This window comes from Leifsonia sp. 10L418 (genome assembly GCF_056395445.1).
This window is the reverse complement of sequence record NZ_JBFTJN010000012.1, coordinates 61,894-87,292: the sequence shown is the minus strand read 5'-3', so window position 1 is coordinate 87,292 and position 25,399 is coordinate 61,894. Positions and strand designations below refer to the sequence as shown.

Sequence of the window (25,399 nt, the reverse complement as noted above, 5' to 3'; positions counted from 1 at the left end):
CGAAACACAGGGTTGCGTATTGAAAAGTAAACGACGATAAGTGAAGATGGAAGCATGGTTGATGACAGCGCACATCCCGACGCGGATGCTCCCCGTGAGCGGGAGATCATTCCGGCCGCCGTGCGGCGCGAGCGCATCGAACGTCTCGTCGACGAACGGGGATTCGTGCGGGTCAGCGAGTTGCGCACGACGTTCGGCATCTCGGGAGTCACGGCACGCGCCGATCTCGACGCGCTCGAAGCGGCCGGAGCGCTCACCCGGGTACACGGCGGCGCGATGCCGGTGCCGCGTGGGCGTGCGCAGGGTGCCGTGCGTGAGCAGTCCTTCGAAGAGTCGCTGGAATCGTCGGTCATACCCAAGCAGCAGATCGGTGCCCTGGCCGCAGCACTCGTGCAGAGCGGCCAGAGCATCATCCTCGACGTCGGCACCACCACGCTTGCCATTGCCCGAGCCCTGGCCGAGCGCACCGAGCTCACCGACGTCGTGATCATCACCAACGGCCTGAGCATCGCCCTCGAACTCGAACCGACGATTCCCCGTTTCACCGTCATCGTCACCGGCGGATCGCTGCGCCCGCTGCAGCATTCGCTCGTCGAGCCATTGGCGGCCACCATCCTCGGCAGCGTGCACGCCGACATTGCCTTCATCGGCTGCAACGGCGTCGATGCCGCCCGAGGCGTCACCAACATCAACCTGCCGGAAGCCGGCGTGAAAACGCTCATGCTCGCCGCGGCCCAGCGCGCGATCGTCGTCGCCGAAGGGTCGAAGCTGGGCCAGGCCCACCTCGGCACCGTCGGACCGCTCGACGCCTTCGACACTCTGGTGACGGATGCTGCCGCTCCCGCTTCCCAACTCGATCTTCTGCGTGAAGCCGGGTTGAGAGTGATCCAGCCGGAATAGGCTGGGCGCATGAGTGCACCCACCGGTTTCCAGCATCGCCTCTCCGTCGACTCGGCAGCCGGGCGATCCACCGCGGTGATCACCGAAGTGGCGGCCGGGCTGCGGTCGTATGCAGTAAACGGCATAGACCTCGTCGAGACGTTTGCCGAGAGCGTGACGCCGCCGATGGCGGCCGGAATCATGCTCGTTCCCTGGCCCAATCGCGTCCGTGACGGCCAGTGGACGCAGGGCGGAGTGACCCACCAACTGGCGATCACCGAGCCGGCCAAGCACAACGCCAGCCACGGCTTGCTGCGGTTCATGCCCTACCGGCGAATCGGCGGTAGCGAGAGATCTGTCGCGCTGGCCGCCACGATCTTTCCGCAGTCCGGCTACCCGTTTCACCTCGACACGACCGTCGAGTACACGCTGACGCCCCAGGGCCTCACCGTGACGCACGGTGTGCACAATGTGGGTTCGGATGCCGCCCCGTACGCCGTGGGAGCGCATCCCTATCTGCAGATCGGCGGGGTGCCGACGAGTGAGTTGACCGTGCAGGTGAGCGCGGCGACGCGCATCCTCGTTGACGAACGCCAGAATCCTGTCGGGCAGCAGGCCGTTGACGGAACTGCGTTCGACCTGCGTCAGGGCCGGGTGGTCGGTGATCTCGACCTTGATAGCGGCTACGCCGACGTCACGATGGAGGCGGGTCGGGTCGAACACCGGTTAACCGCGCCCGACGGTCGCGCGCTCACCCTGTGGGGCGACGCGAACATGCGCTACGTGCAGGTGTTCACACCGCGCAGCTTTCCGTCGCCGGCCGGGCCGGACGGTGCGGGGCCGGACGGTGCGGGGCCGGAGGGCGTGGGACCGGCCACGCACCAGGCGATCGCGATCGAACCGATGACCGCGCCGGCCAACGCGTTCAACAGCGGGGCGGGCCTGCGTTGGCTGCAACCGGGGGAGCGGTGGAGCGTGAATTGGGGGATCAGCCACGACGGGTTCGACCTCGACCAGTCCGCAGCACCGGGTGCCGCGTCGCTCGCTGGGCCGCTCGCTGGGCCGACTGCTGGGGCTGACTCTTGATGACATCGCCGCGCGTGGCCCTGCTCAGCCCGGCCGACGCCGAACGGCTGCATGCCCTCACCGGCATGAAGCGGTTGGCCACCGGACTGCTTCTTGTGATGGCTGTGATTTTCGCCGTTGCCTTCGCCCTGCAAGACCAATACCCCTGGCTCGCCTACGTGCGTGCCGCCGCGGAGGGCGGCATGGTCGGCGCCCTCGCCGACTGGTTCGCCGTGACGGCACTGTTTCGCTACCCGCTCGGGCTCCGCATCCCGCACACCAACATCATCGCGAACCGCAAAGACGAGATCGGTGCGACCCTCGGCGAGTTCGTCGAGACCAACTTTTTGTCCGAAGCCGTGGTGCGCGGCAAGCTCGAGTCGATGGGCATTTCGGCGCGCGTCGGCACCTGGTTGAGTGAGCCCACGAACGCCAATCGGCTCACCCAGGAGCTGGCGGTGGCCGGAACAGGGATCCTCGACCTGCTTTCCGACGATGACATCAGAGACCTGATCGAAACCACCGCGCGCGAACATCTGATCGAACCCCAGTGGGGTCCCAGCATTGGTCGGGTCGGCGAGCGGCTGGTTGCCTCCGGCCAACAGCATGCGGCAATCGATCTGCTCCTCGACAAGGCAGAGGTCTGGTTGCGCATGCATCCGGAGGCTTTCGGTCAGGCCGTGTCCGAACGTCTGCCCGGTTGGGTTCCCGGCTTCCTCGACAAGATGGTCGACGACCGGGCATTCAAGGAGGTGCTCGGGTTCATCCACGCGGTGCGGCGCGATCCGCGGCATCCGATGCGCATCGCGCTCGACGCGTACCTGGCCGACCTGATGCGGGATCTGCAGAAAGACCCGGTTACGATCCTGCGGGCCGAGGCGCTCAAGATCGACCTGCTCGACAGCCCACGACTGCGGGAGTTCGCCGGTGAGACGTGGGAGGCCGTGAAAGCCTCGCTCACGGAGGGGCTGGCCGACCCTGCGAGCGGCCTGCGCCGCGGCATTCGGTCGACACTGCTGGATGTCGGCGCCCGGCTGGTCGGCGACCGCTCGCTCGGCGGGCGTATCGACCGGTGGATCGCCGATTCGGTGAGCTACGCCGTGCAGCAGTACCGGCATGAAATCGCTGGAGTGATCACCGAAACCGTTGAACGCTGGGACGCCGGCGAGACGGCCGACAAGATCGAGTTGCAAGTCGGCAAGGACCTGCAGTTCATCCGCATCAACGGCACCGTCGTCGGTGCGCTGGCCGGGCTCGCGATCTTCACGACTGCGCAGGCGATCTCCGCCCTCTGGGGGTGATCTGCCGGAGTCTGTTTGTCGGAGTTGGGGCGTCGCGCGGGTCGGGCGCCGCTGCGCGGGTCGGAGCCAACCCGCGCCGCGGCGCCGAACCCGCGTCGCTCAGTTCTCGTTCGCCCAGAGCTGCAGCCAAACGAGCAGCCGGGACTCGGGATCGTCGAGCCGCACCCCGAAGAGCGGTTCGAGCCGGGAGAGGCGATACCGCACCGTGTTCGGGTGCAGCTTCAGCCGGGACGCCGTCTCGATCGCGTTCGAACCGCAATCCAGATAGGTGAGCACCGTCGGGGCGAACGCGGTGCCCTTCATCGCATCATGGGCGGCAATGGACGTCGCCACCTCGCCCGGCAACTGACCTGCCGCACGCAGGGCGGCAACGATCTGGCGCAGCCGGAGCCGGGGCCCGAGCGTGATCGCATCCGCGACGATGTCGTCGCTGCCCGGGAGCACCCGGCCGTCTTCGCTGTCGCGCAGCAACACCGCCAGCACGCTCTCGGCGTCGAGTCGCGAGTCGATGACCGCTTCGAGCGGCATCGCGACGCCGATCGCGGCGAGAACCGGGCGATCGAGCAGCCGCCGGGTGTGGTGGGCGATGCGCAGAATCGCCTCGCGTTGGAACGCCTGCGACGAGGTTTTCGTTTGGGGCAGCACCACGTAGACGAGATTGTCGGCCAGTCCACAGACCGCGGTCGGCAGCCAGACCGCGCACGCCGCCCGCACGGTATCGAAAAGACGCAGGCTCGATTGCACCGCGTCGGGGGTCGTGCCCGCGGTGTTCCAGGTGCCGATCGCGACGACCCGAACGCGGTCGGCGGCGATGCCGAGCTGCACGGCAGCGAGTTCGGCCCGGCCCGGCTCGAACAACAGCGGGCGCACCAACTCGAGGTGCCGTGCGCGCACGGAATCCCGGTGCGTGCGCCCATGCAGCAGGTGCAGGGCCGCGACGTTCGCCGCTTCGAGCAGGATGCGATCGGTCTCGGATTTCGACCGATCCGGCGGGTCGATCAGCCAGAGCGACCCAAGCACCACGCTGCCGGCACGGATGGCGACGGCCGAGCGGGTGAAGGAGTGCGCTTTGGGGGCCACGCTCACGACCTCCCGCGACGCGTGAACGCGGCGGTAGTCGACGTCATTCTGGTCGGTGTGCGGCACATGCATTTGCAGGATCGAGTTGCGCCGGGTCTCGTCGATCGGTTGCCCGGGCAAGGTCGAGTAGGCGAGCAGCGTCTGCTCGATATCGGCGACGGCCACCGCCCCGCCGGCCAGGGAGGCGACGTTGTTGGCCAGCTCGAACAGGTCGCCGGGCCGCACATCGACCAGGCTCCGGCCGGACTGGCCGTGTGAGGTGATGGCCGCACTCAGGATGTCCGTGAGCTGGTCCCAGGGAACGCTGTCCGCGGCCCGAAACAACACGATTCCGGCGGCTCGGGCGGCCGCATGCAACTCGGCTTCCGGGGCGCCGTGGGCCTTGTAGACCAGCGCGCGGTAGCCCGCATCCCTCATGTGCTCAAGCTGCCCGACCAGCTGGTCACCGGAGAGGGCCAGACCGTTCGCCAGGGCCACGGCCCCCGGAAACTGCGGGGCTCTGGCGAACCGGTCGTAGAGAACGGTGCCCGTCACGGTGCGGTTCACGTCGGCCGTGGTTTCGACGAGGCCGGCGATCTCCGGGCCGAGGGTGTCGGCGAGTTCGGCGATGCTCGGCAGGTGCTCGGCGTCGGGTGCAGGCGTCTCAATCGCGAGTGCGCTCGTCGGCTTGCTCTTCTGTTCGCCCGGCTGATTTTTCACGGTGGTCTCTCCGAGCTACTGGCAGGAGATCACAATCTGAACCCTGCGTCTTCGTGGGGATGTCCATAGAGAGTGGACACTCGCGATTCTAGGCTGGCGCAGGCACCCGGTCGATCGGGACCCCCTCTCGACCCGGAAAGGCATCACATGAAGCTCAACGATGTCAGGCAGCTCGTTCAAGTGAGAGTTCCGGTGTTGTCGCGGCAACGTCGCGTGCTCGCGAACGCATTCAATGTGGCCGAGTACCGTGCCGCGGCCCGGCGTGCGCTGCCGGCCGGAATCTTCGACTATCTCGACGGGGGCTCCGAAGACGAAGCCACGCTGAACCGCAACCGGGCGGTGTTCGAGCAGTGGGGGTTGATGCCGGCCTGGGGTGCCGTGGACCTGCCCGATCTGCACACCACGATTCTTGGCCGCCCGAGTGCCTTGCCGATCACGCTCACCCCGACCGGGGCGACCCGGCTGTTCCATCCCGACGGCGAGCTGGCCGTGGCGCGAGCGGCGACCGCCGCCCAGATTCCCTACGGCGTCGCAGGCCTCAGCACCGTCTCGATGGAGGACATCGCCGCGCAGTCGCCGACCCTCGACCGCTGGTTCAATGTGGGGCTCTCTCCCGACAAGGGCGCGTTGAGCGCGAAGCTCGATCGCTGCGCCGCGGCCGGCTACCGCGCGATCGTGGTCGGCATCGACACGCGCGCGCTCGGGGCCCGGGAACGCGACCGCAAGAACGGGTTCACCGCCCCGCCGGCGCTGACCCTCTCGTCGTTGATCGGCATTGCCACCCGACCGAACTGGTGGGTGAATTTTCTGCGTGCAGAGGGCATCCGTTTTCCAAACCTCGAACCGGTCGGTTCAGAAGGAGCCCTGGCCACACCCTCGATGTGGGAGCAGATTCTCGGGCACTCCGAGTCGACCCAGGGCTGGGACGACCTCGAAGCGTTGCGCGCCTCGTGGCCGGGCAAGATTGTGCTGAAGGGCACGGTCAACCCGGCCGATGTCGAACGGGCGGCGAACCTCGGCATTGACGCCGTGCAGCTGAGCAACCATGGCGGACGTCAGCTCGATCACATGTTGAGCCCGCTCGATGTGCTGCAGGAGTCACGGCAGCGCGTCGGCAGCAGCATGGAACTCTACGTCGACTCGGGCATCCGGCGGGGGAGCGACATCGCGATCGCGCTCGCGCTCGGCGCCGACGCCTGCTCGATCGGGCGTCCCTACCTCTACGGCCTCGCCGCAGCCGGGGCGGATGGCGTCGCGAGCGTCATCGACATCCTGGGCGAGGAGTTGCTGCGCACGATGACGCTCGTCGGGGTCACCTCGGTCGCCGATCTCCAGGCGCGCGGCACTGAGATCGTGCGACGCGTGGCGTCGGCCTCCGCGGAGGCGGAGGCCGAGGCCGGTGTACCGGCTCATTGATCGAGGCCGTGTTCACAACTGCGGAGAATCTTCAGAATTCCGGCGAATCGGGCCCCTGTCGTCGCGATTCGAGCAAATTCTCCGTAGTTGCGAACACCTCGTTGTTCGAGCCTGTCGAGACCGCGCGCCAGGGGGACTCTGAACGCTGCGTGCCTCAATTCGCCTCGATGACCGCCGCATGCAGGGCCAGCAGCGGCGCGGTGCGCTCGGCCGGGCCGCGCCCGAAGCCGCACTCCGTGGCCACGCCGAACTGGTTGATTCCGGCGGCGGTCAGTGGGGCAGCGGCGGCACGGATGCGACGCTCGGCGCCTTCGACGCCGTCCTCGTGATGCACGAGGCCGAGAAATAGCTCGGTCTGAGTGCCGAGGGTGAGGCCGGCCAGGGGAGCGAAGTAAGCCGCGTCATCGCGCTCAATCGGCACCGGCAGGTGCACGAAGTCGATCGGCCGGGAGACCGCGGCATGCAGCCCGTTGGCCACGGCAACGAGGTGGGCGCTGTCGGGCGGCTCGACGAAGTGAGATTCGGCGACGTCGCCGTAGCAGAGGTGGAAACCGAGCTCTACCTCGGCCGGAACCGCCGACGCGATGCGGGCCGCGAGCTCGACGCATCCGTCGATCACCGCAGCAGTGTGGGCAGCGGAATCGGCGTCGGCGTCGGCGAACCAGGCGACGAGCGGGCCGCCGCCGAGTGAAACTCCCTCGATGTACGCGAACTCGGTGGCCAGGTCGAATTGGATGGCCAGATCCTCGGCCGGGATCGCCGCGGTGATGGCGGCAAGCTCGCGCAGGATCGCGCGCTCGTAGGCGGGGTAGACCGCGGCGCGGTCGGCAGTCAAGACAAAGGCGGTCAGCGGAGCAAGCGGCGACGGCAGACAGACCTGAAAGCGCACGCCGGCGGGAATCGTTCCGGCGTCGCGCAGGGCGACGAACTGGGCGTAACTGTCGATCGCGGCACTGGCGTAGCCGAGCGGTGCGATCTCGAGTTCATCGGCCGGCACGCTTCCGTCGAGGCGGAGCGGGCGCAGGTCGAAGCCGGCCACGACGATCGGGTCGATCGGCAGGCGGGTCAGCCCCGGCGTGGCGTCGAAGGCGGCGCCCTGAAACAGGATCCAGTGAAAGCGTTCGCCGACCTCACCGTCGGGAAGACGCGTCAGGTGCGCACCGAGGTTCTCGGAGACGATGCGAAAAGTGTCAGCGGCAGTGGGCTGGTTGATGGAGCCGACAAGGTGGGCGCCACGCACGAGAGGGGTCTGAGTCACGCAGCAATCCTATTCGGGCGATCAGAGGGGAGCCCGAACGAGCCGTCATGAAGCGACACCGCAATCGGCAGGATGCCCGAAAACCAGAATGGCCCGGTCTCACGAGGAGACCGGGCCAACGAGTGGGTGGGCCCCGTCGGGCTCGAACCGACGACCCAAGGATTAAAAGTCCTTTGCTCTACCAACTGAGCTAGAGGCCCGCGGTTAATAATCTAGCGTGGATTTGCGAGCAGTTTTTCTCGCTACCGTTGAAGCTGCAGTTCAGTACCCGTCAGCTCGGATGCACACCATCGCCCGACGACCGCGAGGAGGACGCCATGGCCGAAGATTTCCACAAACCGACACAGTTCTCCGGGAGCAAGTTCGAGTCGTTCAAGGGCGGCGAAGATCCGGCCCAGATCAGCCGAATCGCCCACGAGACCGCTCACGCCGTTCTGTCCCGGGTGCGCAGCGACCCCGACCCGGCCACCGTCGAACGCCTGGTCGCCTACACGGATGAGCACGGTATCGATGCGGTCGCCGAACTCTGGTCGCGGGCGACGCCCCGCAGCCTGCCGGGCGCGTTGTGGCGCATTTACCTGATTCGGTTGCTCATTCGGCAAGACCCGCAGGGCACCTCCTACCTCTACCAACGCGGCACCGAGGTCGCCGTGACGATCGATCCTGTCGTCGCCGGCGCATCCGCCCCGACCGGACCCGACGAGATCATCGCGCTCGCTGACGAGATTCTGCGCGGCCTCTTCACCGGCGACTTTGCCGTCGCGCTTGACCGTGCCGCGGCGTTCTGCCGGGTGATCGCGACCGGGTGCACGAGTGTGGCCGACGATCTGGATGCGACGGAGCCGGCCAGGTCTCACGAGCTCACCCGCCGGGCGTTGCGGTTTTCGACCACGGCGCAGGAGTTCACCTCGTGTGCGCGGCTCTGGCGGCAGCACTCGCTGGAGTAGTTCGTTGGTCGGCGCAATGAGAAGGTCGAGCCCAGATCGACCCGACAAGTCATCGCTATTCGCCCCGGGCGAACACCCTGTCGACCTCGATTACAATAGATAACGGTCGGGCCGCAGTAACCCCGGGCTCCAATATTCGCCGCCAAGAGCGGCCGTCCGCCGAGAGGCGTTCTGCGGCCTGGCCTCATCCTTTTATGCGATGCAGCATGAGCGTGATGAACACGGATGCACACGCGATTCAGGTGCGGCCGCCCTGCAAGTACAGCGCGGCTCGCGTCATCCAGGCCTTTAACAGCCACCTCACGGCGCCCGCAACCAATCCATTGTGGGCCTCGTGCCGAACCACTCACATGGAACGGGAGCGGAACTGACATGCTTAGGGTCATGACCGCCGACTCCCCTACGAACCTGGATGAGAGCGCCGCTGTTTCAGCGGCAGAATTGCTCACCCGGGTGTCCGTGGGCGATCAAGCAGCCTTTGGCCAGTTGTACGACCAGATGGCGCCACGTGTGCTTGGTCTGGTCAAGCGCCTGCTCATTGACCACGCACAGTCGGAGGAGGTGACGCAAGAGATCTTTCTGGAAATCTGGCAGAACGCATCCCGCTACGATCCCCGTCTTGGCGGTGCATCCACTTGGATCATGACCATGACCCATCGCCGGGCCGTCGACCGCATTCGTGCCTCGCAAGCCGGCCGTGACCGTGATCTGAAGATCGGCATCCGCGATCGGGCTGTCGAATACGACCAGGTTTCTGAAACCGTTGAAGTTCGAATCGAAAATGAAAGGGTGGGGCGGGCGATGTCCAGACTGTCTGAGTTGCAGCGACAGGCCGTCAGTCTCGCCTACTACGGCGGCTACAGCCAGGCCGAGGTCGCCGAACTCTTGCAAATTCCGCTCGGCACGGTGAAAACTCGATTGCGAGACGGCATGATTCGATTGCGCGACGAAATGGGGGTGGCATCATGACCAAGCACGAGAGCGACAACTTCGGCGAAACAGCAGCCGCCCATGCCCTGAACGCGCTCAGCCCCGAAGATCGTGCCGCGTTCGAAAAGCAGCTCGGCGACTCGCAACAGGCCCATCTCGAAGCCCTCGAGTTCACCGAAACCGCCGCCGCACTCGGCCTCGCCGTCAAACCGGTTCAGCCCTCCGCGTCGCTGAAAGCGAATCTGATGGCTCAGCTCGCGTCAACCCCGCAGAATGCTCCGCTCTCAACGGATACGCCGCTGTCGGCCGTCACGAAGCCGCAGTCCGCGACACCCCACGAAGCCACGCCGCAGGTGGCGCCGCCCGTGCTCACGACGTCGGCAGCTGACGCTCCGACCACCTCGGGGGCCGTCGCGTTGCCCTCACCAGCCGCATCCGCTGGCGAAACCGCCGCAGAACGCCGGGCTGCGCGACGCTGGTCTACCCGTCCCGTCGCCATCCTGATCGCCGCGGCTGCGGCCGTCGCGCTGTTCTTCGGCGGAACCCTCGTCGGCCAAATGCTCAGCACCAACCAATTCGCCGAGCAGCAGGCGAGCGCGCTCGCTCAGATCAACGCGGCACCGGATGCCCAGCGTGCGACAACGACGACGGCCGACGGGCAGCCGGCCACGCTCGTCTGGTCGGGCGAGCTCGGTCAGTCGGCCTTGCTGGTCGAAGATCTGCCGGCGCTGCCGAAAGACGAGGCCTACCAGCTCTGGTACATCAACGACGCTGGAGCCGTCTCGGCCGGAACCTTCACCTCCTCCGGCAGCGGAACCGTCTGGCGCGTGCTCGACGGCACCATGAAGGCCGGCGACGCCGTCGGTGTCACCGTCGAACCAGCGGGTGGCTCGGAACAGCCCACCACGAAGCCGATCATCGCGATCCAGAGCTAGCTCACGCGATCTTACGCGCGATCCGGGTCTCATTCGGATGATCGTGTTCGCGCCCGTGCACCCAGGCTGGATGCCCGGTCCCGGCGCGGTCTATCCCGCTCGGCGCGGGGTCGAGCGCACGCCGGTGGGGATACACCGCGCCGAGGTGGGAGAACCTGCGCGTCACTCAACTAAAACTGCCCTGACGCGGCGACTAGGCTCGCCTCATGACATTGCCTTTCACGCTGCTGATCGATCCGGTGCCCGCCGACTCCACGCGCACCAACTTTGACGACACGTTCCACCCGATCGACTCAAGCGCGCCGGCATTGCGCGTGGCCGAGCTCAGCACTCAGCGTGGCGACGGCATCTTCGAGACTCTGACCGTGGTCAACGGGCACCCGCACGAGGTCGAGCCGCACATCAGCCGTCTGATCAACTCGGCGCGCATCTGCGATCTTCCGGAACCGCACCCCGGCCAGTGGCGCGCGGCCATCGCCCTCGCTGTGTCGCAGCTGCCCACCGAGGGCGAGCTCGCCCTCAAATTCGTGCTCAGCCGCGGGGTCGAGGCCGGGCCGGCGCCGACCGCCTGGCTGCACGCCACCCGGGCCGCCGACTTCCGTGGGGTGCGCGAGCAGGGCGTGAAGGTTGTCACCCTGGACCGCGGCTACCCGCGCGGGGTCGCCGAGCGCGCTCCGTGGCTGTTGATGGGTGCCAAGACACTCAGCTATGCCATCAACATGGCTGCGCTGCGCGAGGCGAACCGCCGCGGCGCCGACGACACGATCTTCGTGACCACCGACGGCTACGTGATGGAGGGCCCCACCTCCAGCGTGATCATCCGTTCAGGCGGCGTCTACGTGACCCCGGCGCCGAGCGGCGCCATCCTACACGGCACCACCCAGCAGAGCGTCTTCGAATACCTCGAGGCGCAGGGGGAGCGCACCGAGTACCGCGATGTGACAGTCGACGAGCTGCGTGCAGCGGATGCGGCGTGGCTGGTCTCCAGCGTGCGTCTGGCCGTGTCGGTGACCGAGCTCGACGGCGAGCCGTTCCCGGTCGACCAGGAGCTGACGCGCGCAATCAATGCGGCGCTGCTCGCGCGCACGGCGTAGCCGACAAACCGGTGGTCGAGCTTGTCGAGACCTCCGCCGGCCGATCTCTCAACGTGGGTCACGTCTGAGGCTCGGCTCGCGGGGTCTCGACAGGCTCGACCACCGAGGGAAGGGTTAGCCGAAGCGACCCGACACGTAGTCCTCGGTCGCCTGCACGCTCGGGTTCGAGAACATCGTGGTGGTGTCGTCGTACTCGATGAGCTTGCCCGGCTTGCCGGTGCCCGCGATGTTGAAGAAGGCGGTGCGGTCGGAGACGCGCGAGGCCTGCTGCATGTTGTGGGTCACGATCACGATCGTGTAATCAGCCTTCATCTCTTCGATCAGGTCCTCGATGGCGAGGGTGGAGATCGGGTCGAGGGCCGAGCAGGGCTCGTCCATCAGAATGACGTCAGGCTGCACCGCAATCGCCCGCGCGATGCAGAGGCGCTGCTGCTGGCCGCCCGAGAGGCCGGAGCCGGGGCGGTCGAGTCGATCCTTGACCTCGTTCCAGAGGTTGGCGCTGCGCAGCGACTGCTCGATCAGATCGTCGGCATCGCTTTTCGGCATCCGCCGGTTGTTGAGCTTCACGCCGGCGAGCACATTGTCACCGATCGACATCGTCGGGAACGGGTTGGGGCGCTGGAAGACCATTCCGACCTGGCGGCGCACAAGCACCGGGTCAACGCCGGGGCCGTACAGGTTGTTGCCGTCGATGAGCACCTCACCCTCGACGCGCGTTCCGGGGATCACCTCGTGCATCCGGTTGAGGGTGCGCAGGAAGGTGGACTTGCCGCACCCGCTCGGGCCGATGAACGCCGTGACCGTGCGCGGCTCAATCGTCAGCGAGACACCTTCGACGGCCAGGAAGTTTCCGTAGTAGACGTTGAGGTCGTTGACTTCAATACGCTTTGACACTGTGTTTCCTTCGAGTTCAGGGTCGAACGCGTTAGCGGCCGAGTTTGGGGGAGAAGAAGTGGGCGATCAACCGGGCGAGGCCATTCAACAGCATCACGATCAGAACCAGGGTGAGTGCGCCGGCCCAGGCGCGGTCGATGTAGGCCTGGGTGTCGGCTCCCTGGTTCATGTATTGCGTGTACACGAAGACCGGAAGGGTCATCATCCGCTCGCTGAACAGGTTGTAGTTCATGCTCGCGGTGAATCCCGAGATGATCAGCAGAGGGGCGGTCTCACCGATCACACGGGCGATCGAGATCATCACGCCGGTCACGATTCCGGCGATGGCGGTCGGAATCACGACCTTCACGATGGTCAGCCATTTCGGCACACCGAGCGCGAACGCTGCTTCGCGGAGTTCATTGGGCACGAGCTTGAGCATCTCTTCGCTGGAGCGCACGACGACAGGGATCATCAGCACCGAGAGCGCGACAGAGCCGCCGAACCCGAAGCGGATGCCGGGATCGTTGAAGATCAGAGCAAAGAGGGCGAAGGCGAACAGACCGGCCACGATAGACGGGATTCCGGTCATCACATCCACGAAGAAGGTGATGCCCCGCGCCAGGCGGCCGCGGCCGTACTCGGTGAGGTAGATCGCGGCGAGCAGGCCGATCGGAACGGAGATCAGGGTGGCGACACCCGTGATCAGCAGCGTTCCGACGATGGCGTGCAGGGCGCCGCCGCCTTCACCGACGACGTTGCGCTGAGATTCGGTGAAGAAGGTCGGAGTCAAAAAGGCCGGCAGTCCGTTGACGACGGTGGTGGTGATGAGCGAGACGAGCGGCAGCAGCGCAATCACAAAAGCGGCACTGACCAGGGCGGTCACCAAACGGTCTTTCGCTTTGCGCAGACCTTCGACGAAGAATGACAGCGCGAAGATTGAGATGCAGAACAGCACGGTTCCGGAGAACAGGGTGCCGGCCCAGTTGAAGCCGGCGGTGGTGTCCGAGACATCGATCAGCAGAAAGACAATCCCGGCCAATACCCAGCTGCCCAGCAACACCCACAACGGCGTGTTGCGCGGCAGCTTGCCGGCGGTCAGTGAGTTGGTCAGTGGCCGGCCGGCGGGAGAACTCGGGGCGGGAGTGCGCGGGGACAGGGGAGCATCCATTCGCGACTGTTCCTTCTCTGTCGTAGTCATCAGTTCGCTCCAGAGAATGCCTTGCGGCGGTTGATGATGACGCGGGCGATCATATTCACGGCCAGCGTGATGACGAAGAGGATGAGGCCGGTCGCCAGCAGGATGTTGACCCCGATGCCGTGAGCTTCAGGAAAGTTGAGGGCAATGTTCGCAGCGATGGTCGTCGGGTTCTGCGAGGTGAGCAGCTGGAAAATGACCTTCGGGTTGGGCGAGAGCACCATGGCGACGGCCATCGTCTCGCCGAGTGCGCGGCCGAGGCCGAGCATCGATGCCGAGATGATGCCGGGCCGGCCGAAGGGCAAGACCGCCATCTGGATCATTTCCCAGCGGGTCGCGCCGAGGGCGAGGGCTGCTTCTTCGTGAAGCACCGGCGTCTGCAGAAAGACTTCACGGCAGATTGCGGTGATGATCGGCAGCACCATCACGGCGAGCACGATCGCGACGGTGAGGATGGTGCGGCCGGTGCCGGAGACCGGGCCGGCGAAGAAGGGGATCCAGCCGAACCACTCGACCAAGGTCGTGTAGAACGGCTGCACCATCGGGGCCAGCACGCTGATTCCCCAGAGGCCGAACACGACCGACGGCACAGCGGCGAGCAGGTCGATGATGTAGCCGAGGCCCTGAGCCAGCTTGCGGGGCGCGTAGTGCGAGATGAAGAGCGCGATGCCGATGGCCAGGGGGATCGCGATGAGCAAGGCGAGGGCTGCTGCCCAAATTGTTCCGAAGGCAAGCGGCCAGACGTACGACCAGAAGTTGGTGAAGTCGCCCTTGAACGCGTCGGACGGCGCGAAGAACGCCGGGATGCTCTGAATGAGCAAGAAGATCGCCACTGCAGCGAGAACGGCGAGGATCAATCCGCCGGCCACGACGGTGAGCGTGCTGAAGACCCGGTCGCCGGGGCGCTGTTTGGCCTTGATGGTGCGCCCTGTCGTCGGGGCGCCCGGCTCAACTGCGGTGGTCATTCCTGGCGACTCCCTGGGGTTTCGGGTAAATGTCTGGGGGAAAGAGGTTCAGACGCGGGGCCGGAAACCTCAGTGTGCCCGACCCGGACATCGCGTGCGAAGCTGCGTTGTCCGGATCGGGCGGATGCTGATTGGTGTTACTTGATGGTGGCGATCACAGCGGCGACCTTGCTCTGCAGGTCGGCGGAGAGCGGTGCGGCACCGGCCGACTTGGCGGCTTCGGTCTGGCCGGCCTCGCTGGCCATGTAGCCGACGTACGACTTCACGAGCTCAGCCTTGGCCGTGTCGGCGTACTCGGTGCAGACGATGGCGTAGCTGACCAGAACCAGCGGGTAGTGGGTCGGGTCGGTGGTGGTGCGGTTGAGCTGGATGGCGAGGTCGTCGGCGGCGCGGCCTTCGACCAGCGGGGAGTCGTTGACGACGGCAGCAGCGGCATCCGCGGTGTATCCGACGAACTTGTCGCCGACCTTGATCTTTGCGACACCGAGGTCACCGGCACGTGAGGCGTCGGCGTAGCCGATGGTGCCCACGCCGTTGGTGACGGCGTCGACGACACCGGAGGTGCCCTGTGCGCCTTCACCCGACTGGAACGGGAAGGTGTCGGCCGGCTTCTCGGTCCAGACATCCGGTGCAACCTGGTTGAGGTAGTCGGCGAAGTTCTTGGTGGTTCCCGAGTCGTCCGAGCGGTGAACCGCGGTGATCGGCGTGGCGGGCAGCTTCTCGTCGGGGTTCAGCGCGGCGATGGCCGGGTCGTTCCAGGTCGTGATGTCGCCCTTGAAGATCTTGGCGAGGGTCTGAGCGTCGACGTTCAGGTTCTTGACGCCCTCGACGTTGAAGATCACGGCGATCGGGGAGATGTAGACCGGGAGGTCGACGGCGGTGGTGCCGGGAACGCAGCTGGCGAAGGAGCCGGCGAGCTCCTCGTCCTTGAGGAACGAGTCGGAACCGGCGAAGTCGGAACCGCCCGAGGCGAAGGTCTCACGACCGGCGCCGGAACCCGACGGGTCGTAGTTGATCGTGACGTCAGGGTTAGCGGTCTGGAACTGTGCGATCCAGGCTTCCTGGGCTGCGCCCTGTGAAGATGCGCCTGCTGCGTTGATGGTGCCGGAAAGCGTGCTGGCGGATGCGGTCTCGCTCGGTGCGGAAGCTCCGCTTTCGTTGGCGGCGCATCCGGTCAGAGCGAGTGCGGCTACAGCCAGAAAAGCGGCAGGAGCGCTGAAACGCTTGATGTTCACGGGAAATCCCTTCGAGGGGTTGAATACAGGACGAGGGCCGACCACATCTTGTGCCTCTGTGCTCGACTTGTCAGTGACGCTACGTCCTGTGGTTAACGAGACTCCCCCATGACGGTAAACGGGAGGTTAACGAAACCGGACAAACTCGTTGGTTGAGGAGCGCCCGACGGAGTCGGCCGCGTCTCGAAACCACCGCCGGCCGATCCTCAGACGCAACCGGCGCTGCCGAGATCGGCTCGCCCGGTCTCGACAAGCTCGACCACCGAGATGGCCGAGACCCCGACACGGGATGAGACGGGATCACACCCGCGGGGCGTGCGTTTCGATCGCGATGATTCCCGAGCTGGGGTTGTCAGTGGAGAGGTGCACGACCGAGAACCCGCCGGTCTCCAGATCGGCAGCCGCCGAAATGTAGGAGCCGAGCGCAGTTCCGGTAGCCAACGCCATCTCGCGCAGAATCTCGGGCAACACCGGTCCGTGGCTGCAGAGCACTGCGGTCTTGCGTGAACGCACCCTTTTGCCGATCACGCTACGCACATCGCCGGTGCCTTCTTCTTGTGCGGCCTGGCTGATCTTGTCGGTGCGCTTGATCGGGATGCCGGTGGCCGCCGACAGCGGGGCGACCGTCGTCACGCAGCGGGTCGCCGTGCTGCTCACAATGCGCCGTGGCTGCCAGGCGGTGATCGTCTCGACCACGCTGGCCGCCTGGGCGACGCCGCGTTCAGTGAGCGGGCGGGTGCTGTCGGGGCCGTCCCAGCGGGCCGGCGGCAGTGCCTTGCCGTGGCGCAGCGCGATCAGGGCGAAGGTGCTCGTCACGCCGGCGTCGACGAGCTGGGCGAAGGCGTCGATGATCACGACATCCTGCTCATAGGTGAGGTAGGTGCGTGCCTTCTTGATGGTCACCCATTCGATGGCGGCCACCTCGCCGTTCGGCACGAATGTTGAACGCTGAATCGCCTCGGGGGTGACCTCGGCCGCCCAGTAGTGCACGATCTTCTCGCGGGTGTTCGGCATCACGTAGCGCGAGATGGGCAGCGGAACACCGAGCGCGACGGCCAGCCCCGTCTCTTCCTCGATCTCCCGCACCGCCGTGCGGGGGAGTGATTCGCCCGGGTCGACTTTGCCCTTCGGGATCGTCACGTCGCCATGCACGGTGCGGTGAATCAGCAGCACGTGCATTTTGCCGTCGATCAACCGCCAGCAGACGGCTCCTGCTGCGTAGACGGCCGTGTCAGTCATCGACTTCACTGATTTCATCGACGGATGGCCAAACGCTTGCGGTGCCCGATCTGTTGCATGAGCCTATTTTGCATGTCGTCGAGGAGCTGACCCGAATCGTCACGGTCATGTCGGGTCCATTCCCCGGATTCACTCAGCCACCATGATGAGGTGCGGTCGTCCATGGCTCGTGCGAACAACGAGTCGATTTCGGCCAAGTGGTCGGGGGCGACGAGCCGCACCAGTGCCTCGACCCGACGGTCGAGGTTGCGGTGCATCATGTCGGCACTGCCGATGAAGACCTGCGGGTCGCCGTCGTTGTGAAACGAGAAGATGCGGGAGTGTTCCAGGTAGCGCCCAAGAATCGAACGCACCCGGATGTTCTCGCTCATGCCCTCGACGCCGGGTTTCAGGCTGCAGATACCCCGCACCCAGACATCGACCTTCACCCCGGCCTGGCTGGCCCGGTAGAGCGCGTCGATGATGGCTTCGTCAACCATCGAGTTGACCTTGATCCGGATGCCGGCCGGCCGGCCTTCCAGCGCCGCCGCCGTCTCATCGCCGATGCGCTTGAGCAGCGCTTTCCGCAGGTGCAGCGGGGCGACCAGCAGACGCTTGAACTTCTTCTCGATGGCATAACCCGAGAGCTCGTTGAACAGACGAGTCAGGTCTTTGCCGACCTGGGCATCCGCCGTCAGCAGTCCGAGGTCTTCGTAGATGCGACTGGTCTTCGGGTTGTAATTGCCAGTGCCGATGTGGCTGTAGTGGCGAAGCACGCCCCGCTCCTGGCGCACGACGAGTGCCAGCTTGCAGTGGGTTTTCAGGCCGACGAGGCCGTAGACCACGTGCACGCCGGCCTTCTCGAGCTTGCGCGCCCAAGAAATGTTGGCCTGCTCGTCGAACCGCGCCTTGATCTCAACGAGGGCGAGCACCTGCTTGCCCGACTCCGCCGCGTCGATGAGGGCCTCGACGATGGGGCTGTCGCCCGAGGTGCGGTACAGCGTCTGCTTGATGGCGAGCACGTGCGGGTCGGCTGCCGCCTGCTCGAGAAACGCCTGCACGCTCGTCGCAAAGGACTCGTAGGGGTGGTGCAGCAGGATGTCACCGCGCGAGATCGCCGCGAACACGTCGGGTTCAGCATTCGGCTCGGCCGGCATCAGCTGCACGGCCGTGGTCGGCACATGCTTGGCGAAATGCAGGTCGGGGCGGTCGATACGGGAGAAGTCGAACAGGCCGCCGAGGTCGAGCGGGGCCGGCAGGCGGTACACCTCCTGGTCGGTCACGTCGAGTTCGCGCACGAGGAGGCCCAGGGTGACCTCGTCCATGTCCTCGGTGATCTCGAGCCGGATCGGCGGGCCGAACCGGCGCCGCAGCAACTCCTTTTCGAGCGCCTTGATCAGGTTCTCGGTTTCGTCTTCTTCGATCTCGACGTCTTCGTTGCGGGTGACCCGAAACACGTGGTGCTCGAGAATCTCCATGCCAGGAAAGAGGTCGCCGAGGTGGTTGGCGATGAGGTCTTCAAGGGTGATGAAGCGCAGGTGTTCGACGGGCTCGGAGCGGTCGACGCGCACAAATCGCGGCAACATCGGCGGCACCTTGAGACGCGCGAACTCCTGCTTGCCGGTCTTCGAGTTGCGCACCCGGATCGCCAGGTTGATCGACAGGCCGGAGATATAGGGGAACGGATGCGCCGGGTCGACGGCCAGCGGCATCAGCACCGGGAAGATCTGGTTCGAGAAGTAGTTGCGCAGCGACTCCCGCTCGTCCAGGCTCAGGGTGTCCCAGTTGACGACCTCGATGCCCTGCTCGGCGAGGGCCGGACGCACCAGGTCGTGAAAGGCGAGCGCGTGGCGGTTCTGCAGCGCATGCGCGGCCTTCGAAATGTCGGAGAGCACGTCCTGAGGCGCACGGCCCACGTTCGTGGGAACGGCCAGACCGGTCAGGATGCGCCGTTTCAGGCCCGCGACCCGCACCATGAAGAACTCGTCGAGGTTGCTGGCGAAAATGGCCAGAAAGTTGGCGCGTTCCAGCACCGGCAAGTCGGGATCCTCGGCCAGTTCCAGCACTCGCTGGTTGAAGGCAAGCCAGCTCAGTTCGCGGTCGAGGTACCGTTCGCTCGGCAGCGCCGGGTCATTCGCACCGACCAAGGGGTCGAAGTCGTCGTCGAAGTCGCTGCCGAAATCGGAGTCTGCCTGGATGTTGTCGCCGTCCATCCGTCCATCTTTGCACCGCCCGCCAAACTTTCGGGGCCGTATTGGTGAACACGCTCCCCGTTGATCTTTCTCGGTGGTCGAGCCTGTCGAGACCCGGTGGGACGATCTCGAGACCCGGTTGTGAGATCTCGATCGGTTGTCGAGCCTGTCGAGACACGATCACCGGGTCCTCGATCACCGGCTGCGCGATCAACGACGCACGCTACCGCCGGTACTGCACGTCAATCGTGTGATCGACAAAGCCCAACGACCGATACAGATGCACGGCCCCCTCATTGTCGGCTTCGACATAGAGCGCCGCCGTGGTGCAGCCGCGCTCGCGCAGGCGTCGGAGGCCAGCCTGCATCAAGATGCGCCCGAGGCCCCGGCCGGCAGCATCCGGATGCACCCCGATCACATAGATCTCGCCGAGACGGTGTCCGTCGGCATCGGGCTCTTCAACCTTCAGCCAGTTGTAGCCGATCAGGCGGCCGGTGCCGGCGGGGGCGTCGTTCGTGTCTGCGTTGCCCGGCATCTCGCGGGCGAGCAGAAAATCGCCGGCGTCGAACCAGGGCTCTGCCATGCGGTCGGCGAGGTCGGCGAGCGTCACGGCGCCCTGCTCGGGATGACTCGCGAAGATGAGCGCGTTCAACGCCACCCACTCCGCGTCATCGACGCCGGGGCGGAATGAGCTGGTCGCGACCCCCGGGTCGGACGCCGGGGCGACCACGGAATCGCCGACGTCGCCGAGCGGCATCCGCAGCTGCAGCAGCGTGCGCACCGGAGCGAAACCGAAGCGCGGGGCGAGTGCGCGGGCAGCCGGGTGGTCGCCGTGTGCCCACGCGGTGAGCGCCGCTTCGGGGTCGATCTCGCCCAACAATGCGGCGGACGCCTCGGTTCCCAACCCGTTGCCGCGATGCGCCGGCAGAATCACCAGATCGAGCTCGCCGTCGCCGAGGATCGCGCCGCCGACGGGAGCTCCCTCGTTCACGATCAACGCCGCCCGCCGCCGACCCGCCGCCGCATCGAGCAGGCTCTGCTCGTTGAAAGGGTGGTAACCGTCGAACCGGGTTGCCGTATCGGCGACCTCTCGAAATGCAGCCGAGGAGGCGGCATCCGTCAAATCAAGAAATCTCAGTGAGAGAGACACGCGAGCCATTTTCCTCTTCATGCACAGTGAACCGGTATCCGACGTTGCGCACGGTGCCGATCAGTGACTCCTGGTCGCCCAGCTTCGCGCGCAGACGCCGCACATGCACGTCGACCGTGCGGGTGCCGCCGAAATAGTCGTAACCCCAGACCTCGCTGAGCAGCTGCTCCCGGGTGAACACCCGCGACGGATGCGCGGCCAAGAAGCGCAGAAGCTCGAACTCCTTATAAGTGAGGTCGAGTGGTTTGCCGTGCACCTTGGCCGAATAGCTCGCCTCGTCGATCACGACGCCGGCAGCCCGAATGAGGGGAGCGGGAACGTCGCGCGGGGTGCGACCTGCAGCAAGGCGGATGCGCGCATCGATTTCGGCCGGACCGGCCGAGTCGAGAATCACATCGTCAATGCCCCAGTCGGGGCTGACCGCCGTGAGGCCGCCCTCAGTGATGATGAGCAGCAGTGGAGTTTCGGCACCGCTGGACCGCAAGATCTGGCAGAGGCCTTTGGCTGCGACGAGGTTCGTGCGGGCGTCGATGAGGATCAGATCGGAATCAGGCGCTGTCAAGATCTGTCCCGGCTGGGCAGGGAGATAAGTCATGCCGTGCGAGAGCAACGCCAGGGCGGGGAGAACATCATTGTTGACCGCCGAGGTAAGGATCAACAACTGTGCCAACCGCATCCTCCAAGGATCGTGCGCCAATACTACAGTGCGCGAGATTCCGGCCGCGGCAGGGCAGAATGGGGAGCGTGAAGAGCCAGTGGAAATCCGTCGCAGTTGTGTGGCTGCTGAGCGTGGCCTGCGCGCTGCTCGTCGGGCTGCTCTCCGTTCCCGGCCAATACCTGGCCTGGATCGGCCTCTCCGTGGCCGGTTGCACCATCGTGACCCTGTGCATCCAGCTCGCCGGTGGGCGTCCGGAAGGCTACGTGGACCGGGTGACCGCCAGCATCGTCGGCTCCGTTCTCGTGCTGGGCGCAGCGACCGGGATCTTCGTTCTGGTCGGGCTGCTCTGACCGATCTCCCCGGCTGACCGTTCTCCCCGGCTGCCCGTTCTGCCCGGCTGCGCTGACGCGCTGACCGACTGAAGCAACCGCCGGTCGCAGAGCAGTAGAGTTGAAGCATGTCGCCGCTTGCATTCGAAATCCTCTTTCTGGGCCTCCTCGGACTGGCCAGCCTGTCGATCGCGTGGGTCTCAGTGGTCGTCCTCCTGAACCTCTTCCGGGGTCAGCGGTAGTTTCAATGATCGAATTGCCGGTCGGTCTACCGCCCGAACTCGTGCCGCTGTCGTGGCTGATCGGGGTCTGGGAAGGCTCCGGCGTACTCGATTACGCGGTCGGTGACGAGAGCGTCACCCGCGAATTCGGGCACCGGATGAGCTTCAGCCATGACGGACTGCCGTACCTGAACTACAGCTCATACACCTGGCTCGAACCCGAAGAGGGCTCGGACAGCGACGAGAAGACCCCCTTGGCCACCGAGACCGGCTACTGGCGGTTGCACCGGCCGCAGGGCGACGGCGATCCGGGCCCCGGACTCTTGCCTGCGTTGAGCGCGGCCCCGTTCACCGATGCCGAATCGGTCGAAACCCTCCGCAATGACGCCGGCGGGTTCGACATCGAGGTCACCCTGGTGCATCCGGGCGGCGTCGCAGAACTGTACCTTGGACAGGTCGCCGGCCCCCGCATCGATCTGGCCACCGACGCCGTGGTACACAGTGAGACGGCGAAGCCGTACACGGCGGCGACCCGGCTCTACGGCCTGGTCGAGAATCATCTGCTGTGGGCGTGGGACATCGCCGCCCTCGGCCAAGGTCTGCGCACTCATGCGTCGGGCCGCCTCGCACGAGTGGAATAGACACACCATGACCGAACCAATGGTTTCCCCCCTTCTTGAGCTCGACGGGGCGGTGCAAGCCGACGGTCTCGATGTCGGCGTCGCCGCCCACTACGGCAACCCGATGATTGAACAGCGTCACCTGCTGTCCGGCGATGCCGTGGTCGATCTCTCCCACCACGGTGTGCTCGGTGTGGCCGGGCCCGACCGGTTGAGCTGGCTCAACTCGATCTCCAGCCAGGCGCTGCTCGGGCTGGCGCCGGGGGAGTCGACTGAAACGTTGATGCTCGACCAGACCGGACGCGTCGAGTACGCAATGCAGGTGATCGACGACGGCGTTGAAACCTGGCTGCTCGTCGAGGCCGCCGAACTGCCGGGCCTGCACGCCTGGCTCGACAAGATGCGCTTCATGCTGCGTGTCGAGGTGCGCGACCACACGAGTGAGTACGCGACGATCGGCACGATGGGCGCGGATGCCGCACCCAGCCGGCTCGCCGTGCTCACGCCGGCCGCCCCGAACGGCGTGCCGCTCGTCTGGAACGACCCCTGGGAGCACGTGACACCGGGTGGCCACCAGTACGCCGAAACCGCGGAGCACCCCGCCGCATCCTGGCACTGGCATGAAACCCTGATTCCGCGTGCCGCGCTCAGTGAGCTGCGCGACGCGGTCACGGCCGGGTCGTTGCAGGTCGCCGGCATCCTCGCTTTCGAAGCGCTGCGCATCGCGGCCTGGCGCCCTCGCCGCGCCCTGGAAACCGACGAGAAGACCATCCCGCACGAGCTGGACTGGCTGCGCACCGCGGTGCACCTGAACAAGGGCTGCTACCGCGGGCAGGAAACCGTCGCCAAGGTGCACAACCTCGGGCACCCGCCGCGTCGTCTCGTGCTCTTGCACCTCGACGGCTCCGACTCAATCCTTCCGGTGCACGGCGACGAGGTCTCGGCCGACCGGGTGCTGCCCGGGAGCGAGCCCGAACGACGCCCGATCGGTGCCATCACCTCGAGTGCCCGGCACTACGAGCTCGGACCGATCGCGCTCGCCGTGGTCAAGCGGGCGGTGCCGGCCAGCGTCACCGTCTATGTCGAGTCGCAGGGCGTCTCGATCGCGGCCAGCCAAGAAGTGATCGTTCCGCAGTCGGCCGGCGCGGTGCTCGACATCCCGCGGATGCCGAGGCTCGGCGTGCGTCCGCCGCGCTAGGCAACCCTCGCTGTCGTTCACTCATCGAGCAGGATCGGTGATCGAGCCGCTTCGGTGATCGAGCTKGTCGAGATCCCGTGACCGGCTCTCGAGACTGGCCCGCCGGGTCTCGACAGGCTCGACCACCGTTTCGGTGATCGAGCCGCTTCGGTGATCGAGCTTGTCGAGATCCCGTGACCGGCTCTCGAGACYGKCCCRCCGGGTCTCGACAGGCTCGACCACCGACTAATCCCAGCGAAAACCGTTCGGCTCCACCGATGCCCACGGCAGCGTCAGCTCGCCGAGCTTCCAGCGTGCCGGCCCGCCCTGCACCGGCCAGCCCTGCGCTTTGAGCGCGGCAACGGTCGCGACCCAGCGCTGCTTCGGGCCGTAGGCGCCGAGCGGTGACTGGTGCTGCCAGTGACGGTCGAGGTCCCGCAGCAATTCGTACACCCGCTCGCCGGGCACATTGCGGTGAATCAGAATCTTCGGCAGGCGCTCGGCGACGATCGACGGCCGCTCAAGGTCATCGAGGCGCAGCGAGATGCTGAAGTGGGACGGTCCGCCCCGCGCGACATCCACCCAGGCGTGGATGCGCCCGATCTCGTCACAGGTGCCGTCGATGAGTATGCCGGTCGGCTGCAGTCGGGTCACCAGCATCTTCCAAGCCGGCAGCACCTCCGACTCGTCGTACTGGCGCAGCACATTCTGCGCCCGGATGATCGCGGCCGTGCGACCCTTCGGCAACGGCACTTCGAACCCGCCGACCGCGAAGGAGACGTGCGCGTGGGCGGCGAAACCGGTCTTGCCCTCCCGCACCTCGGCCAGCTGCTCGTTCGCACCGCGCACCCGGGCCGGGTCGATCTCGAGACCGAGCACCTGCACATCCGGTCGCTTCTTGGCCAGCCGGTGGTGCAGCTCGAGGGCGGTCACCGCGCTCGCGCCGTAACCGAGGTCGACAACGAGCGGGTCGGCGACGTGGCGCAGCACACGCTGATGGCCGATCCAACGGTCGATGCGGCGGAGCCGGTTCGTGTTCGTGGTTCCACGTGTAATTGTTCCGACCGGCATACTCCTATTGTCCCCTCTCGCTAGAGTTGAAACATGTCTGCGCCATACACACTCGTCCTCCTCCGTCACGGCAACAGCCTGTGGAACCAGCAGAACCTCTTCACCGGCTGGGTGGATGTTCGACTGAGTGAACAGGGAATCATCGAGGCCCGCCGGGCCGGCGAACTTCTCGCCGAAGCCGGAATCCTCCCCGACATCGTTCACACCTCGGTGCTCACCCGCGCCATCCAGACCGCCGATCTCGCGCTCGAGCAGGCCGACCGTCTCTGGATCGACGTCAAGCGTTCCTGGCGTCTGAACGAGCGCCACTACGGCGCTCTGCAGGGCCTCGACAAGGCGGAGACCCTCGCGAAGTACGGTCCGGAGCAGTTCCAGCTCTGGCGTCGCAGCTTCGATGTGCCGCCGCCCGTGCTGGCCGACGACGCCAAGTGGTCGCAGGTCGGCGATGCCCGCTACGCCAACCTCGGCGACGCGGTGCCCCGCACCGAATGCCTGAAAGACGTCATCGAGCGGATGCTGCCCTACTGGGAGTCCGACATCGCCGGCGACCTCAAGACCGGCAAGACCGTGCTCGTCACCGCCCACGGCAACTCGCTGCGCGCGCTCGTCAAGCACCTCGACGGTGTCTCCGATGAGGACATCGCCGAGCTCAACATCCCCACCGGCATCCCGCTCGTCTACAAGCTGGGCGAAGACCTGATGCCGCTTGGTCCGGGCGAGTACCTCGACCCCGAAGCCGCCGCTGCCGGCGCCGCGGCGGTTGCTGCGCAGGGCAAGAAGTAGCCCCTCTCCGCCAACGACGAAGCCCCGGGACGGTTCAAACGTTCCCGGGGCTTCGTCATTTCTCCTTAACCCGCGCTTAACCGCTTAGAACGCTTCTAAGCGACC

Annotated in this window: 23 protein-coding genes and 1 tRNA gene; 12 read left to right on the top strand and 12 right to left on the bottom strand. The window is 66.1% G+C overall.

Translation table 11 applies throughout. The features are described 5' to 3' along the window. Window positions 1-54 precede the first annotated feature (54 nt). From AC1DCF_RS18715 to AC1DCF_RS18705, 3 genes are read left to right on the top strand one after another with little or no spacing between them, the layout of a single operon-like run. Window positions 55-900: a DeoR/GlpR family DNA-binding transcription regulator gene (locus AC1DCF_RS18715; protein WP_477212293.1), complete on the top strand. Its 846-nt coding sequence runs from the start codon at window positions 55-57 to the stop codon at window positions 898-900. Between the two features lie 9 nt (window positions 901-909). Then, on the top strand, window positions 910-1,965 hold the full coding sequence (locus AC1DCF_RS18710; protein WP_477212292.1) for an aldose 1-epimerase family protein: 1,056 nt from the start codon (window positions 910-912) through the stop codon (window positions 1,963-1,965). Next, window positions 1,965-3,245, top strand: a complete 1,281-nt coding sequence (locus AC1DCF_RS18705) for a DUF445 domain-containing protein (RefSeq protein WP_477212291.1) — start codon at window positions 1,965-1,967, stop codon at window positions 3,243-3,245. The genes AC1DCF_RS18710 and AC1DCF_RS18705 overlap by 1 nt, the downstream gene beginning before the upstream one ends. A gap of 99 nt (window positions 3,246-3,344) precedes the next feature. Here AC1DCF_RS18705 and AC1DCF_RS18700 read toward each other — a convergent pair whose 3' ends face one another. Beyond that, complete coding sequence (locus AC1DCF_RS18700) at window positions 3,345-5,024, bottom strand: PucR family transcriptional regulator (RefSeq protein WP_477212290.1); 1,680 nt, start codon at window positions 5,022-5,024, stop codon at window positions 3,345-3,347. A 147-nt stretch (window positions 5,025-5,171) separates the two neighbouring features. Here AC1DCF_RS18700 and AC1DCF_RS18695 point away from each other — a divergent pair, with 147 nt between their 5' ends. Continuing rightward, window positions 5,172-6,440: an alpha-hydroxy acid oxidase gene (locus tag AC1DCF_RS18695; RefSeq protein ID WP_477212289.1), complete on the top strand. Its 1,269-nt coding sequence runs from the start codon at window positions 5,172-5,174 to the stop codon at window positions 6,438-6,440. Window positions 6,441-6,594: 154 nt separating this feature from the next. Here the strand turns inward: AC1DCF_RS18695 and AC1DCF_RS18690 are convergent, their stop codons facing one another. Both AC1DCF_RS18690 and AC1DCF_RS18685 read right to left on the bottom strand, forming a co-directional pair. Further along, entirely contained in the window at window positions 6,595-7,698 is a 1,104-nt protein-coding gene (locus tag AC1DCF_RS18690) for a hypothetical protein (protein ID WP_477212288.1), read from the bottom strand. A 127-nt stretch (window positions 7,699-7,825) separates the two neighbouring features. Beyond that, a tRNA-Lys gene (locus AC1DCF_RS18685) sits at window positions 7,826-7,898 on the bottom strand. Between the two features lie 117 nt (window positions 7,899-8,015). On the opposite strand from AC1DCF_RS18685, the gene AC1DCF_RS18680 reads away from it, so the two are divergent. From AC1DCF_RS18680 to AC1DCF_RS18665, 4 genes are all read left to right on the top strand, one after another. Next, on the top strand, window positions 8,016-8,645 hold the full coding sequence (locus AC1DCF_RS18680) for a DNA-directed RNA polymerase subunit beta (RefSeq protein WP_477212287.1): 630 nt from the start codon (window positions 8,016-8,018) through the stop codon (window positions 8,643-8,645). A gap of 384 nt (window positions 8,646-9,029) precedes the next feature. Continuing rightward, window positions 9,030-9,614, top strand: a complete 585-nt coding sequence (sigK, locus tag AC1DCF_RS18675; RefSeq protein ID WP_477212286.1) for an ECF RNA polymerase sigma factor SigK — start codon at window positions 9,030-9,032, stop codon at window positions 9,612-9,614. Next, a complete protein-coding gene (locus tag AC1DCF_RS18670; RefSeq protein ID WP_477212285.1) occupies window positions 9,611-10,510 on the top strand; it encodes an anti-sigma factor in 900 nt (299 codons plus the stop codon). The genes sigK and AC1DCF_RS18670 overlap by 4 nt, the downstream gene beginning before the upstream one ends. A gap of 206 nt (window positions 10,511-10,716) precedes the next feature. Further along, complete coding sequence (locus AC1DCF_RS18665; RefSeq protein WP_477212284.1) at window positions 10,717-11,604, top strand: aminodeoxychorismate lyase; 888 nt, start codon at window positions 10,717-10,719, stop codon at window positions 11,602-11,604. 114 nt (window positions 11,605-11,718) lie between these two features. Here the strand turns inward: AC1DCF_RS18665 and pstB are convergent, their stop codons facing one another. The 8 genes from pstB to AC1DCF_RS18625 form a co-directional block, all read right to left on the bottom strand. Continuing rightward, window positions 11,719-12,498: a phosphate ABC transporter ATP-binding protein PstB gene (pstB, locus tag AC1DCF_RS18660; RefSeq protein ID WP_441790835.1), complete on the bottom strand. Its 780-nt coding sequence runs from the start codon at window positions 12,496-12,498 to the stop codon at window positions 11,719-11,721. Between the two features lie 31 nt (window positions 12,499-12,529). Then, entirely contained in the window at window positions 12,530-13,678 is a 1,149-nt protein-coding gene (gene pstA, locus AC1DCF_RS18655) for a phosphate ABC transporter permease PstA (protein WP_477212283.1), read from the bottom strand. Further along, the gene (gene pstC / locus AC1DCF_RS18650; protein WP_477212282.1) at window positions 13,678-14,640 is read right to left on the bottom strand and encodes a phosphate ABC transporter permease subunit PstC; all 963 of its coding nucleotides are present in this window, start codon (window positions 14,638-14,640) and stop codon (window positions 13,678-13,680) included. The genes pstA and pstC overlap by 1 nt, the downstream gene beginning before the upstream one ends. Before the next feature lie 137 nt (window positions 14,641-14,777). Then, a complete protein-coding gene (gene pstS, locus AC1DCF_RS18645; RefSeq protein WP_477212281.1) occupies window positions 14,778-15,875 on the bottom strand; it encodes a phosphate ABC transporter substrate-binding protein PstS in 1,098 nt (365 codons plus the stop codon). A 300-nt stretch (window positions 15,876-16,175) separates the two neighbouring features. Continuing rightward, window positions 16,176-17,114: an NUDIX hydrolase gene (locus tag AC1DCF_RS18640; protein ID WP_477212280.1), complete on the bottom strand. Its 939-nt coding sequence runs from the start codon at window positions 17,112-17,114 to the stop codon at window positions 16,176-16,178. A gap of 14 nt (window positions 17,115-17,128) precedes the next feature. Then, window positions 17,129-19,306 (bottom strand): RNA degradosome polyphosphate kinase, encoded by a 2,178-nt coding sequence (locus AC1DCF_RS18635; RefSeq protein WP_477212279.1) that lies wholly within the window; start codon window positions 19,304-19,306, stop codon window positions 17,129-17,131. Between the two features lie 202 nt (window positions 19,307-19,508). Continuing rightward, on the bottom strand, window positions 19,509-20,435 hold the full coding sequence (gene mshD, locus AC1DCF_RS18630) for a mycothiol synthase (protein ID WP_477212278.1): 927 nt from the start codon (window positions 20,433-20,435) through the stop codon (window positions 19,509-19,511). Next, window positions 20,410-21,105, bottom strand: coding sequence for a winged helix-turn-helix transcriptional regulator (locus AC1DCF_RS18625; RefSeq protein ID WP_441790828.1), 696 nt, complete (start codon window positions 21,103-21,105; stop codon window positions 20,410-20,412). The genes mshD and AC1DCF_RS18625 overlap by 26 nt, the downstream gene beginning before the upstream one ends. Before the next feature lie 74 nt (window positions 21,106-21,179). Here AC1DCF_RS18625 and AC1DCF_RS18620 point away from each other — a divergent pair, with 74 nt between their 5' ends. The 3 genes from AC1DCF_RS18620 to ygfZ all read left to right on the top strand — a co-directional run bounded on the left by AC1DCF_RS18620 (window position 21,180) and on the right by ygfZ (window position 23,461). Further along, window positions 21,180-21,443, top strand: coding sequence for a hypothetical protein (locus AC1DCF_RS18620; RefSeq protein ID WP_477212277.1), 264 nt, complete (start codon window positions 21,180-21,182; stop codon window positions 21,441-21,443). A gap of 226 nt (window positions 21,444-21,669) precedes the next feature. Next, on the top strand, window positions 21,670-22,284 hold the full coding sequence (locus tag AC1DCF_RS18615) for a heme-binding beta-barrel domain-containing protein (protein WP_477212276.1): 615 nt from the start codon (window positions 21,670-21,672) through the stop codon (window positions 22,282-22,284). 7 nt (window positions 22,285-22,291) lie between these two features. Continuing rightward, window positions 22,292-23,461: a CAF17-like 4Fe-4S cluster assembly/insertion protein YgfZ gene (ygfZ, locus tag AC1DCF_RS18610; RefSeq protein WP_477212275.1), complete on the top strand. Its 1,170-nt coding sequence runs from the start codon at window positions 22,292-22,294 to the stop codon at window positions 23,459-23,461. A 225-nt stretch (window positions 23,462-23,686) separates the two neighbouring features. Here ygfZ and AC1DCF_RS18605 read toward each other — a convergent pair whose 3' ends face one another. After that, entirely contained in the window at window positions 23,687-24,511 is an 825-nt protein-coding gene (locus AC1DCF_RS18605) for a class I SAM-dependent methyltransferase (protein WP_477212274.1), read from the bottom strand. 33 nt (window positions 24,512-24,544) lie between these two features. On the opposite strand from AC1DCF_RS18605, the gene AC1DCF_RS18600 reads away from it, so the two are divergent. Continuing rightward, window positions 24,545-25,294: a phosphoglyceromutase gene (locus AC1DCF_RS18600; RefSeq protein WP_441790823.1), complete on the top strand. Its 750-nt coding sequence runs from the start codon at window positions 24,545-24,547 to the stop codon at window positions 25,292-25,294. The last annotated feature ends 105 nt before the right edge of the window (window positions 25,295-25,399 follow it).